Origin of the sequence: Microcoleus sp. CAWBG640, from assembly GCF_020883015.1 — a bacterium.
GTDB classification, from domain to species: Bacteria; Cyanobacteriota; Cyanobacteriia; order Cyanobacteriales; family Microcoleaceae; genus Microcoleus; species Microcoleus anatoxicus.
The window spans coordinates 6,257-21,767 of sequence record NZ_JAHRFC010000008.1 but is presented as its reverse complement, the minus strand read 5'-3'; the positions used below and the strand labels follow the sequence as shown (position 1 = coordinate 21,767).

Below are 15,511 nucleotides of genomic sequence, written 5' to 3'. Positions count from 1 at the left end.
ATGTTGGCTATGAGCCTTATACAGGGACAGGGTTTTTTCACCTGTGCGATCGTAAATAGGAATTTAAAAAACCCATCTTTGGGTTTTTTTGTTTGAGGAATTCCGCAAGCGATTACCAAGTCAAGGAATCAGATCCCCGTTACAAAGTAATAGAATCGTATTTACAAACGCCTTCAATTCAGGGCATTCATTTACAGCCTTCATCAAGTCTTGATCTTTTAATATTCTTGGGGCATCCCGCGTTTTACTATAGCTGTCCCGACATTTGCCAAGTTCAAAGATTTCTTGAATGTGTTTAGAAGGCGGTTTATCATGATTAACTTGCTCTGGTTTGCCGCTAGGAGGCGATTTTTTATACTTAGCTAACTCTTGAATTCTGTTCCAAAAAGGTAATAGCCAAGCTTCAAAGTCATGTTGAGCTACATGGGGATAAAATTTAGGATTATTTCCCACCCATGTTTTCATTTTAGCCTTAGCATCTGCTGCATCTTTAAAATCTTTAGTGCCTGTATACACATCAGTTAGTGCTATCACAGCATCAAAACCATCCTGTAACAGATTATCAACAACACGCTTGAGTTTGTCTCCTGTAGGAATGCGACCGCCTTGAGGTTTAGGATCGAGGTCTGGCATTTGCTGCAAACGCGACATCAGAAAAGTTCGCAAGATAGGCATAAAAGCTTTTTCTGTTTTTCCTTCCACTATGATGGCAATTTTCATGGTCTGCCTCCAATGATATTCATTGCCCAAAGCTGATCTAAGCTATAATCTTTTAACCAGTGTTCTAAGTCTATAGAGTCAGCCCAAGCTAGAGTTGTTAATCCATCTTCAGCATTGCAGACAAGCACCTCTTTAGGCTCTAAAAATCCGATCAGTCTATCTGAATGAGTTGTTACAATTAGTTGAGTTCTTTGAGAAGCTTCTCTCATGGCATCCGCTAACAGTTGTAACAACTCTGGATGTAAACTAACTTCCGGCTCATCAATCAGCGTAACAGCAGTCAAATCTCGACTTTGCAGTAGGGTTATTAACCAGAGGAACCGCAGCGTTCCTTCAGATAGTTGGTGCATATAAAAAGGATGAGAAAAATTTCTATCCTTCCAAGTCATTGCTAAAGTTCCTGCCGCTACTGGGGGAAAACTCAACCTTTCAAAATCAGGAAATGCCGCAGCAAGCGTATCTTCGATAATTTCAAATCGATTTGGATCGGTTTCTCGTAGATAATAGAGGCATGAAACTAAATCTTCTCCCTTGCTACCTGGCAAAGTTGCAGGCCGCATAGATTGAGGTAAACGGATGGGACTTTGAGGCGACAAATTTAATTCCCATGCTTTATAGAAACTACATGAAGCTAAATTTTGCCTCAAGGTTTCCGGTTCCCGATACATCTTAGGAACTTGGGCGAGGGATGTTTCGTAAGGATTGTGTTGCCAGTTTGGGCGTAGTAGCTTTTCATCTTCTGGACTAAAATATCTGACATCTAAACCGCGAGATTCAATATATTTAAAAGGTTGAACAGCATCGGGATTGCGCTGTTGAATGAGGGTTTCTAAACCAATTTCATAGAACTGACCTTTAGTTGCGATTTTTAGAGAATAGTTGAGGGGTTCCTGATTTTCTATAGGCATCAATAAGGAGATTAATACACTATCAGACCGATCTAATGTTACCATCTGATTTAGACCGCCCAACTCGGAAATTTTTGATTGTAACTGACCCTTGGCTGATGCTGCTAGAAGTGAGAATATTTCTAAAAAAGAACTTTTTCCAACACCATTAGCACCAATCATGACTGTCAGAGGTCGCATTTCCACCTCTGCTGAAAACAAACGGCGAAACCCATCGATCTTTAGACGCTCAAATGTGTTCATAATTTTTGTAGTTGAGCTTGTAGAATCTTAATATGCACAATTTTACTCCGCCCGAACGCTTTTTTCCATAATGTCTACAATTTGCGATAGTCACTAGGTAATTAAGAATTAATTATTAAAAATCACCAAGTGTTCAAGTCTGTGTCAAAATGATTTTACGAAATTTTCTAAGTTGGAAAACTAACGATGACTGTAAATCCTAAATTGCAGCGCGCATTTGAGCAAGGTCGCGCCCTGAAAATTATCAGCGGTTTGAATAATTTTGATGCCGCCAGAGTTGCGGCTGTTGTCAAAGCAGCGGATCTCGGTGGTGCGACGTTTGTTGATATTGCAGCCGATCGCGATTTGGTAATCATGGCAAAAAAATTGACAAATTTGCCAATTTGTGTATCAGCAGTAGAACCCCAAAAGTTTGTCTCTGCGGTAGAAGCCGGTGCAGATTTGATTGAAATTGGTAACTTTGACTCTTTCTACGCTTCAGGTCGCCGCTTTGAAGCTGCCGAAGTTTTGGAGTTGACTCGCCAAACTCGATCGCTACTTCCCAACATCACCCTTTCTGTAACTGTTCCCCATATTTTGACCTTGGACCAACAGGTGCAATTAGCCACAGAATTAGTCAAAGCTGGCGCTGATATTATCCAAACAGAAGGCGGTACCAGTGCTCAACCAGTTCACGCCGGCACTTTGGGATTGATCGAAAAAGCAGCGCCTACTTTAGCCGCCGCCTTTGAAATTTCCCGCGCCGTATCGGTTCCCGTACTTTGCGCTTCTGGCATCTCCAACGTCACCGCACCGCTGGCTATTGGAGCCGGTGCAGCGGGTATTGGTGTCGGTTCTGCCATCAGTCAACTTAATAGCGAAGTCGCGATGATCGCCGCTGTTCGCAGTTTGGTTGAAGCTTTAGCCAAGGTAGAGCGATCGCACTTAGCTACTTCCATTTAAACAGCTTCCAACTGATATCTTTTAGTCGTTACCAGGCTCTTCCTGGTAACGCAGATACTTTTGCTCTGCCTCAATGATTGGTAAACCACAGTGAATAATCATCCAAAAAAACCTTATTTGGGGAGTTTTCATCACTGGTTTTTAAATTTACTAAAGGCAACACAAATTCTCGGTTATCGCTGACACGCTTTACCTCTACAAGGATGCCATTTTTCTGATAAACAGTATCCTTAAATTGTTTGATTTCAAAGATGTCTGTGTAAGAAGATTTAGTTTTTGTGGTTTTTTTATATTCTTTTTTGTTGCCCGAACCGCTCCCTAAATCTTCTTCCCAAATAAACAATTCTCTGCCTATGACATGACAGGGTAATTCCAAATTTTTTTTGAGGTATGTTAAATAGGTAAGGAGATTTTTAATCCCAACTTCAATACTTTGAGAATTCAATATTTGAGCAATTCTCTGCTCGAATTGTTTGATATCGAACAGGGTAATTCCATCTATACCTGTGACCATTGCGTGTTTAATCAAGTTAAGTTCAGGGATTCCCATCAATAGACGCTGAAGGCTATTTAGTGGTTTCTGCTTTCTACCTGCTACAATAGTTTCATCAAGCTGAATCGGAGGAAGCTCTGCTTCGGAAGCTAGGGATTTGCTCTGGTTTGGACTATCGTCAAATTTAGGCTTTTTAAATCTAGGCTTGTCAAAGTTAGACATAACTGGAGTTGGTGGTACTGGTTTATCAATAAAGTATATCTTGACAGAAGTACATTCGTCTGTAGTACATAGGAGGAAGCTGCGATGCAACTATTAAAGTCCCCTGAAGAATCGGCAGTCTATCAAGGGCAATTTGGCGAGTTTACGATTACTCAAAGCGATCGCACGGGTGTGATAATTTACCGTGCAGGGTTAGGGGTAGCTGCCACTTGTTGGGCGATCGGCACTACCCTCGTACTGCAACAGGGTGACAACCCAACCGCCATCCAAGCAATAACGCCCATTTTTGCTTGTTTCTGGATAGCTTTAGGCGTTAGTTTGGCAACTATTCATATTTACATGATTGCCTTACACCGACTGTTACAAATATTTTGGGCGATCGGTGGCGCGGCCGCACTTTTTATCGCCATACAAAACGCAGAACCCCTAGCTTTAGCAGTTTACGAACATCCAGCAACTTTGTGGGGAATTGGTTTTATTTTTGCCGCCTTAAATGGCATCTATTTCAAAGAAGCTTTCTGTTTCAATCGCTTAGAAACTAAGTTTTTGACTCCCGGAGTTCCGTTCTTAATTATCGGACATATCTTCGGTTTTCTTTCAGGGGAAAACGAACAATTATTACTCGCTGTTTGGGCAGTTTTGTTTATCATATTTGCAGTCCGTAAGTTTTTTCAACCTATCCCCCAAGATATTGGTGACAAAAGCGTGTTTGAGTACCTCAAAAATCAATAATTATTGCAGCATAATCCTAGACACACCAAAATCAAAGAAACCTGGTTTTTTTGTTAAACACAGACCATGAAAATCAGTCTCATACGTCGGCGAGAAAAGTGGGCAATTACCAGGGAAGGTTGGGTAATTGCAATCATGGGATTAATAATTGCAATGATGTTGATAGTCAAAAATATCCATCCGTTTTTGGCGGTAAATTCGCCCGTGAAAGCAGATATTTTGGTAGTAGAAGGCTGGTTGCCAGATTACGCGATCGAAAGTGCGATCGCCGAATTCAAACAAGGCAAATATCGCCAACTAATTACCACAGGAATTCCCTTAAGTAAAGGCTACTACTTAGCTGAATATAAAAATTATGCTGAACTCACCGCCGCCACTTGCATTGCCCTAGGATTCGATCACGATAAAATCATCGCAGTACCCGCAGCCAATGTCCTCAAATACCGTACTGCTGCTTCGGCGATCGCACTTAGAGAATGGCTTACTACCTCAGCTTTAAAAGTGGATGCCATTAATCTGTATTCCTTTGGAAGTCACGCCCGCCGAAGTTGGCTCATCTTTAAACAAGTCCTGCATCCAGAAATTCAAGTGGGAATTATCGCAGCGGAGCCCCAAGATTACAATCCTCAAGAATGGTGGAAATCCAGCGAAGGTTTTCGCATAGTAACAGGAGAAATTATTGCTTATATTTACGCCATTTTTGTAGATTGGAAAATTTAGCTAAAACCCTAGATATTTTGTTCAAGGGTTTGATAATTCCTCGATTCCCCAATACATATCTGAATTATTCAGATGCTACCGGATTTGATATCATATAAAATCCTCTCTTAATCGTCCTGTATTAAACTCTCTCTTCTCTTCCTTCGCGTACTTCGCGCCTTCGCGGTTAAATCATTCCGATACAACCGGATTTGATATCAAACCCCAACAGCCTCACGCAGCCTCAAGCGTTTTTGGTCCCACACTATATCGCTTCGATTAGTGTGGGTACTTCCGTCTGTTTAGCTAAAATTTACTCTTTAGAACCTAAAATTCTACATCCTCGTCGTTTTCAGTCCGCAGTCGCACCGAATCAGCATGAGAAGGCAAACCCTCAGCTTCGGCCAAAACATTAATCGCCTTAGCCATCTTTTTCAGTGCAGTCGGCGAATATTCTATCAAACTTGAATGCTTCATAAAAGTTTCGACACAAAGTGGTGAAGCATAGCGAGGAGCTCCTGAAGTCGGCAAAGTATGATTCGGTCCCGCCAAATAGTCTCCCACCGCTTCCGGTGTCGAGTAGCCCAAGAAAATCGCCCCAGCATGGCGAATTTGCTCCAATAAGGCCCAGGGATCTGCAACTTGCAATTCCAAGTGTTCGGGAGCAAACTCGTTAGAGAGTTCCGCCGCCGCCTTGAGAGACTCAACTACTACGACTAAGCCATAATTGGCGATCGCCTTTTCGGTTAAAGTCCGGCGTGGGTGATTTGCCAACTGTCTGTCTACCTCAGCCACCACCTTCCTCGCCAGCACCGAATCCGCCGTCAGCAAAATCGCCGACGCCATCGAATCATGTTCAGCTTGAGCCAACATATCCGCAGCGACGTGGACGGGGTTAGCATCCCCATCAGCGATAATCAGCACTTCCGACGGGCCAGCCAGAGAATCAATCCCTACAGTCCCGTAAACCAGTTTTTTCGCTAGGGTAACGTAAATATTCCCCGGTCCAGTAATTAAATCCACCTTCGGAATAGTTTCCGTACCGTAGGCCAAAGCCGCGATCGCCTGAGCTCCACCTACGCGATAAATCTCATCAACTCCCGCTTCCTGAGCCGCTACGAGCACCGCAGGATTCATTTTCTTTTCCTGTCCGGGGGGAGTACACATCACCAGTCTCGGAACTTTAGCGACCTTAGCAGGTACCGCATTCATGATCACCGAGCTCGGATAGGATGCCTGACCCCCTGGGATGTAAATTCCCGCGCGATCGACCGGAGTATAGCGCTTGCCCAAAACTACCTGATCCGAGCCAAACTGCACCCAAGACTTGGGGACGCGCTGTCGGTGAAACGCCTCTACCTGTTTGCAAGCTGTACGGATTGCATTTAATAATTCTTTGGGCACCTGCTGGTAAGCAGCGTCCAATTCAGAGCCACTCACACGCAAATCTTCCGCATTTAGGGTCATGCGGTCAAATTCAGCGGTGTAGTGCAGCAGGGCCTTATCGCCTTTGCGCTTTACAGCTTGCAGCACCTCCCGCACGGTGGCTTCTTTGTGAACAACAAGTTCGTCATGGGTGCGATCGCAGATTCGTCGCAGTTCAGCTTGTGCCTCAACCCACTGAGTAATGATTCGCAGCATGGAGATTCGGAATGCCTTCCTTAGGAATTGCCCGCCTGAGAACCGGGTGGCGATGGAGAGGAGAGAAGATCGGAGCAAGAGGGGGGAGAGGGAGAGCGGGAGAAGGGGGGAGAATGGGAGAACGGGAGAAATTGTCTTCTGCCTTTTGCCTTCTGCCTTGTGCCTTTTGCCTTCTGCCTTGTACCTTTTGCCTTCTGCCTTCTGTCTTCTGCCTTCTGCTTTCTGTAAATGCTTCTTGCCGAAGCTAGAATAACCCGTACTCTTTGTTATAGCTTAACTTGGATTTTTCCGGGAATCACATTTTGAGCAGAATATGTGCTATGTTAGTTTTTCTGACGTAATTTTTTTATAAAAAACCCTCAAATATTGTATACTCGAAAATTGCGCGCAATAAACCGTGACTTGTAGAGACCATTGTAGTTTGGTCTCCATCGGGTTAGTCGGTCAGCGTCAAACTCAGTGCCTGCAAGGCGCAGATCTAAGCGATGCCTGTGACTTTAGTCACTGGGTTGTTTAACCTTCGGAAGCCGAGCCGAGCAACGGTTGCGTAAAATCAACCTCTACTATTACAGGAAGCATCCTGTTTGGGTAAATCGGCTGGCTGAATCAAGCATCTCAGTGTCTTCAGACCTGAGAGTCTCAAAAACTAGAGAAAGCAGAGATATTTCTGGAAATTTCTCTGGTAGGGGCAACTATCAATGAATACCTACTTCCAGCAACTGAACTATGGCAAATATTAAGTCCGCCGTTAAACGAGTCCAAATCGCTGAACGCAACCGCTTGTACAACAAATCTTACAAGTCAGCAGTAAAAACCCTGATGAAGAAGTATTTTGCAGCGGTTGAAAAATACGCAGCCACTCCGAGTCCTGAGTTAATGCAAGAAGTGCAACAGCGGATGTCAGAGGCTTACAGCAAAATCGACAAAGCAGTCAAAAAAGGTGTACTCCACCGTAACAATGGCGATCGCAAAAAGTCGCGCTTGGCGAGAACTCTCAAACCCCATGAAGTATCCGTAGCATCTTAAAGAAGCAGGAAGCAGTGATGAGTTAGTTGTTATTTGTGAGTGGTTGTTAGTTTTTAATAGCTAAGAACGGATAACAGATAACCAAGAGCCGACTCTCCCCCTGTCCTTCCTCAAACTCGCTCACTCACCCACTATTCTTTTGACTTGTACTTGTCTCGCTCATGCAGCTCATCGACACCCACGTTCATATCAACTTTGATACGTACAAATCTGAGTTAGAAGCCATTCGAGAACGCTGGCGGGAAGCTGGAGTAGTTCGTTTGGTTCATTCTTGTGTAGAGCCAGAAGAGTTTGCCGGAATTCAAGCAATCGCCAATCGGTTTGCTGAAGTATCCTTTGCCGTAGGCCTCCACCCCCTAGACGCAGGGAAGTGGACAGAGGAGACTGCAAACCAGATTAGGGAATTGGCGAGTCAAGATGCCAGAGTAGTGGCGATCGGCGAAACCGGACTAGACTTTTACAAAGCGGACGATCGAGAACACCAGTTCAAAGTATTTGAAGCACAACTCGCGATCGCCCAGCAACTAGACAAACCGGTGATTATCCACTGTCGTAACGCAGCGGCCCCCATGGCAGAAATGCTGAGGGAATTTTGGCAAACTCGTGGTCCGGTGCGCGGAGTCATGCACTGCTGGGGAGGAACACCAGAAGAAACCCAGTGGTTTTTAGACCTGGGTTTCTACATCAGTTTTAGTGGTACAGTCACTTTTAAAAAAGCCTTGCAAATACAAGAATCAGCTTGTATGGTAAATAGCGATCGGCTCCTAGTCGAGACAGATTCGCCCTTTCTCGCCCCCGTACCAGAACGGGGAAAACGCAACGAACCAGCCTTCGTGTACCACGTAGCCGCGCAAGTTGCTAAATTGAGAGGAGTTTCTCTCTTAACTGTGTCCCAGCAGACAACAGAAAATGCCTGTCGGCTATTCGGCCTTTCACTTTAACTAAAGCCGAACAGAGGAAGGAGGAAAAAAGCCAGTCCCAAAAGAAGTTAGGTAGATTAACAGTAAGACTTTTTCTAAAATATGCTAACAATAGCTTAGATTTGGTAGATGTCTTTATGCGATCTAGAAACTACCGGTAGAGCAGTAAATTCACCTAATTAAACCAAAAATACAGATGAGTAAAAAGCTGGCTGCATAAGTCTTCTTCTTTCTTCCTGACACGATTCGTGACCGGAAACCTGCAAGCTCCCGTAGTCGAAGGGTCGAAGGGTCGCAGAGCCTTATTCCTTCTACTTACTGCCATATCAGTCGGCACCACGAATATGTTATCGTTTGAAGTTGGCCATCGATCGGATTTGCGCCCTATAATCAAAAGAACAAGCCGATCAAGCGTTGGCGCACTACTAGGGCGATAGCAGTTTCCGAGAAACTGCAAGCGAAAGTTAGTATTGCACCGACCAGTCCGGCCAAACAATCAACTAATACACCGGAAAAATACACATCTAAAAAACTGGGGTCTTCAGAAATTTGGCGATAGCTGAAAAGTAAATTCTAGGAATGAAATGTGTAGGGAATTAAAAATAGAACACCAAGAGATCGGCACAAAAAAGATCTCGATCGAAGCCAAAATGAACAATAATCCGCTGCGAGCTACCCGCAAAAATAACCGTTGCAGTAGTTGGTAAGCGATGGAAAACATCATATAAATTCTCTCACACAATCTCTCAAAAAAACGAAAGCAAGGTAAAAAACGCCCCGGTTGGGCACCATGTAAAAAGCTAGAGCTTTCTCAGGAAAAAGGACACCCATGACCAGTAAAGATTACACAGAATTCGCATTCACCTTGCCCGACCTGATCGAAATCCAGCGGGCAAGTTTTCGCTGGTTCCTAGAAGCCGGACTCATCGAAGAACTAGACAGCTTCTCCCCCATCACAGACTACACAGGGAAGCTAGAACTCCACTTCATCGGCAAAGACTTCAAACTGAAGCGCCCCAAGTACGATGTAGACGAAGCCAAACGACGGGACAGTACCTACTCAGTACAAATGTACGTCCCCACCCGTTTGATTAACAAAGAAACAGGCGAAATCAAAGAACAAGAAGTCTTCATCGGCGATTTGCCCTTGATGACAGAACGCGGGACCTTCATTATCAACGGCGCAGAACGAGTCATTGTTAATCAAATCGTGCGTTCCCCAGGGGTCTACTACAAATCAGAAACCGACAAAAACGGCCGCCGCTCCTACAACGCATCTCTGATTCCCAACCGTGGCGCATGGCTGAAATTTGAAACCGACAAAAACGATTTAGTCTGGGTCAGAATCGACAAAACCCGCAAACTCAGCGCCCAAGTCTTGCTCAAAGCCCTGGGACTCACAGACGGCGAAATCTACGACAGTTTGCGCCACCCCGAATACTTCCAAAAAACCATCGAAAAAGAAGGACAATTCGGCGAAGAAGAAGCCCTGATGGAGCTCTACCGCAAACTAAGACCGGGGGAACCCCCCACGGTAGCCGGTGGCGAACAACTACTCAATTCCCGATTCTTCGACCCCAAACGATACGACTTGGGCAGAGTAGGACGCTACAAGCTCAACAAAAAGTTGAACTTGACCGTCCCAGACACAGTGCGCGTGTTGACATCCCAGGATATCTTGACGGCGATCGACTATTTAATTAACCTCGAATTCGACATCGGCTCAACAGACGACATCGACCACCTAGGAAACCGTCGCGTCCGAAGCGTCGGAGAACTGCTGCAAAACCAAGTCAGAGTAGGACTCAACCGCCTAGAACGAATCATTCGCGAAAGAATGACAGTTTCCGATTCCGACTCCCTAAGTCCCACATCCCTGGTCAATCCAAAACCCCTAGTAGCAGCCATCAAAGAGTTCTTTGGCTCTTCCCAGCTATCGCAGTTTATGGATCAGACCAATCCCTTGGCAGAACTGACCCACAAACGACGCCTATCCGCCCTAGGACCAGGAGGTCTAACCCGCGAACGCGCAGGCTTTGCAGTTCGGGATATTCACCCGTCCCACTACGGTCGGATTTGCCCGATCGAAACACCAGAAGGTCCCAACGCCGGACTCATCGGCTCCCTAGCAACCCACGCCAGAGTCAACCCCTACGGCTTCATCGAAACCCCTTTTTACCCAGTCGAAAAAGGAAAGGTGCTGCGAGACAAAGCTCCCGTTTACATGACAGCCGATGAAGAAGATGATTTGCGGGTTGCACCGGGGGACATTAGCCTCGATGAAAACAACAACCTCCTCGGCGAAACCGTAGCCGTCCGCTACCGTCAGGAATTCACCACGACGACACCCATGCAAGTGGACTACATGGCAATTTCGCCAGTCCAAATCGTTTCCGTCGCCACATCACTAATTCCCTTCCTGGAACACGACGACGCGAACCGAGCTCTGATGGGCTCCAATATGCAGCGCCAAGCAGTGCCATTGCTCAAACCAGAACGACCACTCGTGGGTACAGGTTTGGAAGCTCAAGCAGCGCGAGATTCGGGGATGGTGGTGGTTTCCCGCACCAACGGAGAAGTTGTCTACATCGATGCCACCAGAGTAATCGTCAAATCCCTAGCCCCCGATGCTGAATCCCCTTCATCGGAAGAGTTGTTTATGATTCGGGATTATGACGAACTCAGGGCGAGAAATCCTTCGGCTTTCAAGCAAAAGTATGCTGGGTGCATCGAACATGAGTTACAAAAGTATCAGCGTTCTAACCAGGATACTTGTTTGAATCAGCGTCCGCTGATCTATGAGGGCGATCGCGTCGTAGCCGGTCAAGTCCTCGCCGATGGTTCCTCCACCGAAGGCGCAGAACTAGCCCTGGGACACAACATCCTCGTAGCCTATATGCCCTGGGAAGGCTACAACTACGAAGACGCGATGTTGATTAGCGAACGCCTGGTCTACGAAGATGTTTATACTTCGATTCACATTGAAAAGTATGAAATCGAAGCCCGCCAAACCAAACTCGGCCCTGAAGAAATCACCCGTGAAATTCCCAACGTTGGCGAAGACGCACTACGACAATTAGACGAACAGGGGATTATCCGCAAAGGCGCTTGGGTGGAAGCTAGCGACATTTTGGTCGGTAAAGTAACTCCCAAAGGTGAATCAGACCAACCGCCGGAAGAAAAACTGTTGAGGGCTATTTTTGGCGAAAAAGCGCGAGATGTCCGCGACAATTCCCTGCGCGTTCCCAACGGTGAAAAAGGCCGCGTTGTAGACGTGCGGGTGTTCACCAGAGAACAAGGCGACGAACTACCCCCTGGTGCAAACATGGTAGTCCGAGTTTATGTCGCCCAAAAGCGCAAGATTCAAGTCGGAGACAAAATGGCCGGCCGCCACGGGAATAAGGGTATTGTGTCTCGGATTTTGCCCATGGAGGATATGCCCTATTTGCCGGACGGGACACCGGTTGATATGGTGTTGAATCCCCTAGGTGTACCGTCACGGATGAACGTGGGTCAGATTTTTGAGTGCTTGCTGGGTTGGGCTGGGGAAAATCTGTCGATGCGGTTTAAGATGGTGCCTTTCGATGAAATGCACGGGGCTGAGAAGTCTCGCGAAACTGTGCACGGCAAGTTGCAAGAAGCGCGGGAAAAAACAGGCAAACCCTGGGTGTTTGATGAAAAACATCCAGGCAAGACTATTGTCTATGATGGTCGCACTGGTGAGCCGTTCGATCGCCCTGTGACAGTCGGCATCGCTTATATGCTGAAACTCGTCCACTTGGTAGATGACAAGATTCACGCCCGGAGCACCGGACCTTACTCGTTGGTAACACAACAACCTTTGGGTGGTAAAGCTCAGCAAGGCGGACAGCGGTTTGGGGAAATGGAAGTGTGGGCCTTGGAAGCTTTTGGGGCTGCTTATACTTTGCAGGAGTTGTTGACAGTAAAGTCCGACGATATGCAGGGCAGAAATGAGGCTCTAAATGCGATCGTCAAAGGTAAGGCAATTCCCCGCCCCGGTACTCCAGAATCTTTCAAAGTGTTGATGCGAGAATTGCAATCTTTGTGTTTAGATATTGCTGTTCATAAAGTCAACACATCCGATGATGGTAGCGAGCACGTTGAGGTAGATTTGATGGCAGATGTCGGTAATAGGCGATCGCCCTCTAGACCAACCTATGAATCTCTTTCCCGTGATGAACTAGACGAAGATATGTAGGTATTGGAGATAGTGGATTTGAGATTTTGAGCAACACTAAACCCAAAGTCTCAAATCAACCATCTCAAATAGAAAGCCTCAACATTGTTCGTACCACCCACCGGTAAGATTGCAAATCAACGCTCTAAAAGGGAGAGACGCTGAACATGACCATTGCAAGAGTTGTCCCAGCAATTAATGAAACAGAAATTCACCGCTCAACAGGCTGTATTAATTGGCAAAAAAATAAATTTGGCAACCATTCCGCACCCAAGCAGAACAACAGCAATCAGAATGGAAAAACAAAATTTAGTTATTAGTTAGTGGTTAGTGGTTAGTGGCGGTGTGCCGTGCCCTTCGAGTCCGCGCTTGAGTCAGCCGAGCCCCAGGGTCCGAACCGCTTAGTTGAAGCGTCGAAGTGTTATATGTTAGGGGAAGAACAAATAACCAAGAACAAATAACCAATAACTAATAACCAATAACTAATAACCTCCCCATCACAAATTCACCCCTGCTCAAACCATCGAGCCAACAAAAACAGTAAATCCACAAAAATCATCGACTGTAAATCATCAATTGGAGTCAAAATGGCTAAGTTAGAACAACGCTTTGATTACGTCAAAATAGGATTAGCCTCACCAGAAAGAATTCGACAGTGGGGAGAAAGAACCTTACCCAACGGTCAGATAACCGGAGAAGTAACAAAACCAGAAACAATTAACTATAGAACCTTAAAACCAGAAATGGACGGCTTATTTTGTGAGCGGATTTTTGGGCCGGCGAAGGACTGGGAGTGCCATTGTGGGAAATATAAGAGAGTGAGACATAGGGGAATTGTTTGTGAGAGATGTGGGGTGGAGGTAACGGAGTCGCGGGTGCGTCGTCATAGGATGGGGTTTATTAAGTTGGCGGCGCCGGTGGCTCATGTTTGGTATCTGAAAGGGATTCCTAGCTATATGGCAATTTTGTTGGATATGCCTTTGCGGGATGTGGAGCAGATTGTTTATTTCAATGCTTATGTGGTGTTGAATGCGGGGAATGCGGATAAGTTGCAATACAAGCAGTTGTTGACGGAGGATGCTTGGTTGGAAATTGAGGATGAATTGTATAGCGAGGATTCGACTCTGACGGGGGTGGAAGTGGGTATTGGGGCGGAGGCGTTGCAGGTTTTGTTGCAGAATATTCCTTTGGAGTCGGAGGCAGAAAAACTGCGGGAGGATATTGCGAATGCGAAGGGACAGAAGCGGGCGAAGTTGATTAAACGGTTGCGGGTAATTGATAATTTCATTGCTACTGGTTCGCAGCCGGATTGGATGGTGTTGTCGGTGATTCCGGTGATTCCTCCAGATTTGCGGCCGATGGTGCAGTTGGATGGGGGACGGTTTGCTACTTCGGATTTGAATGACCTTTATCGGCGGGTGATTAATCGGAATAATCGGTTGGCTAGGTTGCAGGAGATTTTGGCACCGGAGATTATTATTCGGAATGAAAAACGGATGTTGCAGGAGGCAGTGGATGCGCTGATTGACAATGGGAGACGGGGTAGGACTGTGGTGGGGGCGAATAATCGGCCGCTGAAGTCTTTGTCGGACATTATTGAGGGGAAACAGGGTAGGTTTCGCCAAAACTTGTTGGGTAAGCGGGTGGATTATTCTGGTCGTTCGGTGATTGTGGTGGGGCCGAAGTTGAAGATTCATCAGTGCGGATTGCCTAGGGAGATGGCGATCGAATTGTTTCAACCTTTTGTGATTCATCGGTTGATTCGTCAGGGGTTGGTGAATAATATCAAGGCTGCGAAGAAGATGATTCAGCGTGGCGATGCTGGGGTGTGGGAGGTGTTGCAGGAGGTGATTGAGGGTCATCCGGTGATGTTGAATCGGGCTCCTACTTTGCACAGGTTGGGGATTCAGGCTTTTGAGCCGATTTTGGTGGATGGGAGGGCGATTCAGTTGCATCCTTTGGTTTGTCCGGCTTTTAATGCGGATTTTGATGGGGACCAAATGGCGGTGCATGTTCCTTTGTCGTTGGAGTCTCAGGCGGAGGCGAGGTTGTTGATGTTGGCTTGTAATAATATTATGTCGCCGGCGACGGGGAGACCGATCGTGACTCCTTCTCAGGATATGGTTTTGGGTTGCTATTATTTGACGGCGGATAATCCTCATGGGCAGAGGGGGGCTGGTCGGTTTTTTGCGAATTTGGATGATGTGGTGGTTGCTTATGAGCAGAAGGTTGTGGATTTGCATTCTTATGTTTGGGTGAGGTTCCAGGGGGTTATTGAGAGTGGGGAACCGGAGGGGGAGCCTTTGAGGATGGAGCGATCGCCTGGGGGAATTGTGACTAAGGAGTATGAGTTTCGTCGGGTTCGGGAGGATGAACAGGGGAATGTGATTAATCAATATATTCGGACTACTCCGGGGAGGGTTATTTATCATCAGACGATTTTGTCGGTGATAAATAATTAGGGCGAGGGTTGATGGTTGATGTGGAGTCAGTTGTTAACTGTTTGCTAAAAAAAGGTGACTGTTTGATACCAATTTTTTATGAGGCTGCATGGAATTTCGATCCCCCCTAACCCCCCTTAGGAAGGGGGGGACAGGATTCTTCTCCAAGTCCCCGCAACGATGCGGGGGGGACAGGATTCTTCTCCAAGTCCCCGCAACGATGCGGGGGGACAGGATTCTTCTCCAAGTCCCCGCAACGATGCGGGGGGACAGGATTCTTCTCCAAGTCCCCGCAACGATGCGGGGGGACAGGATTCTTCTCCAAG

At 46.3% G+C, this 15,511-nt stretch carries 12 protein-coding genes; 7 read left to right on the top strand and 5 right to left on the bottom strand.

Annotated elements, in window-relative coordinates:
- Positions 1-120: 120 nt before the first annotated feature.
- Together AAFP11_RS06190 and AAFP11_RS06185 are read right to left on the bottom strand one after the other, a co-directional pair.
- Entirely contained in the window at positions 121-720 is a 600-nt protein-coding gene (locus AAFP11_RS06190) for a DUF4276 family protein (protein ID WP_341736232.1), read from the bottom strand.
- Positions 717-1,871, bottom strand: a complete 1,155-nt coding sequence (locus AAFP11_RS06185) for an AAA family ATPase (protein WP_341736231.1) — start codon at positions 1,869-1,871, stop codon at positions 717-719. Before AAFP11_RS06185 ends, AAFP11_RS06190 begins: the two co-directional genes overlap by 4 nt.
- Before the next feature lie 186 nt (positions 1,872-2,057).
- Here AAFP11_RS06185 and AAFP11_RS06180 point away from each other — a divergent pair, with 186 nt between their 5' ends.
- Positions 2,058-2,813 carry a DUF561 domain-containing protein gene (locus AAFP11_RS06180; RefSeq protein ID WP_341736230.1) on the top strand — a complete coding sequence of 252 codons (756 nt, stop codon included), beginning with the start codon at positions 2,058-2,060 and terminating at the stop codon, positions 2,811-2,813.
- Positions 2,814-2,883: 70 nt separating this feature from the next.
- Here the strand turns inward: AAFP11_RS06180 and AAFP11_RS06175 are convergent, their stop codons facing one another.
- Positions 2,884-3,528 carry a hypothetical protein gene (locus tag AAFP11_RS06175; protein ID WP_341736229.1) on the bottom strand — a complete coding sequence of 215 codons (645 nt, stop codon included), beginning with the start codon at positions 3,526-3,528 and terminating at the stop codon, positions 2,884-2,886.
- A gap of 84 nt (positions 3,529-3,612) precedes the next feature.
- Here AAFP11_RS06175 and AAFP11_RS06170 point away from each other — a divergent pair, with 84 nt between their 5' ends.
- Together AAFP11_RS06170 and AAFP11_RS06165 are read left to right on the top strand one after the other, a co-directional pair.
- The gene (locus AAFP11_RS06170; protein WP_341736228.1) at positions 3,613-4,260 is read left to right on the top strand and encodes a DUF2301 domain-containing membrane protein; all 648 of its coding nucleotides are present in this window, start codon (positions 3,613-3,615) and stop codon (positions 4,258-4,260) included.
- Between the two features lie 66 nt (positions 4,261-4,326).
- Complete coding sequence (locus tag AAFP11_RS06165; protein ID WP_341736227.1) at positions 4,327-4,980, top strand: ElyC/SanA/YdcF family protein; 654 nt, start codon at positions 4,327-4,329, stop codon at positions 4,978-4,980.
- A gap of 306 nt (positions 4,981-5,286) precedes the next feature.
- Here AAFP11_RS06165 and hisD read toward each other — a convergent pair whose 3' ends face one another.
- Positions 5,287-6,600 (bottom strand): histidinol dehydrogenase, encoded by a 1,314-nt coding sequence (gene hisD / locus AAFP11_RS06160; protein ID WP_340522312.1) that lies wholly within the window; start codon positions 6,598-6,600, stop codon positions 5,287-5,289.
- Positions 6,601-7,326: 726 nt separating this feature from the next.
- Between hisD and rpsT the strand changes: the two genes are divergently transcribed.
- From rpsT to AAFP11_RS06140, 4 genes are all read left to right on the top strand, one after another.
- Positions 7,327-7,626 carry a 30S ribosomal protein S20 gene (gene rpsT / locus AAFP11_RS06155; protein ID WP_341736226.1) on the top strand — a complete coding sequence of 100 codons (300 nt, stop codon included), beginning with the start codon at positions 7,327-7,329 and terminating at the stop codon, positions 7,624-7,626.
- 161 nt (positions 7,627-7,787) lie between these two features.
- Positions 7,788-8,567 (top strand): TatD family hydrolase, encoded by a 780-nt coding sequence (locus AAFP11_RS06150; RefSeq protein ID WP_341736225.1) that lies wholly within the window; start codon positions 7,788-7,790, stop codon positions 8,565-8,567.
- A gap of 808 nt (positions 8,568-9,375) precedes the next feature.
- Positions 9,376-12,765 (top strand): DNA-directed RNA polymerase subunit beta, encoded by a 3,390-nt coding sequence (gene rpoB, locus AAFP11_RS06145; RefSeq protein WP_341736224.1) that lies wholly within the window; start codon positions 9,376-9,378, stop codon positions 12,763-12,765.
- A 566-nt stretch (positions 12,766-13,331) separates the two neighbouring features.
- The gene (locus AAFP11_RS06140; RefSeq protein WP_341736223.1) at positions 13,332-15,206 is read left to right on the top strand and encodes a DNA-directed RNA polymerase subunit gamma; all 1,875 of its coding nucleotides are present in this window, start codon (positions 13,332-13,334) and stop codon (positions 15,204-15,206) included.
- 116 nt (positions 15,207-15,322) lie between these two features.
- Here AAFP11_RS06140 and AAFP11_RS06135 read toward each other — a convergent pair.
- Positions 15,323-15,511: hypothetical protein (locus tag AAFP11_RS06135; protein ID WP_341736222.1), on the bottom strand; the 189-nt coding region annotated here is incomplete at its 5' end.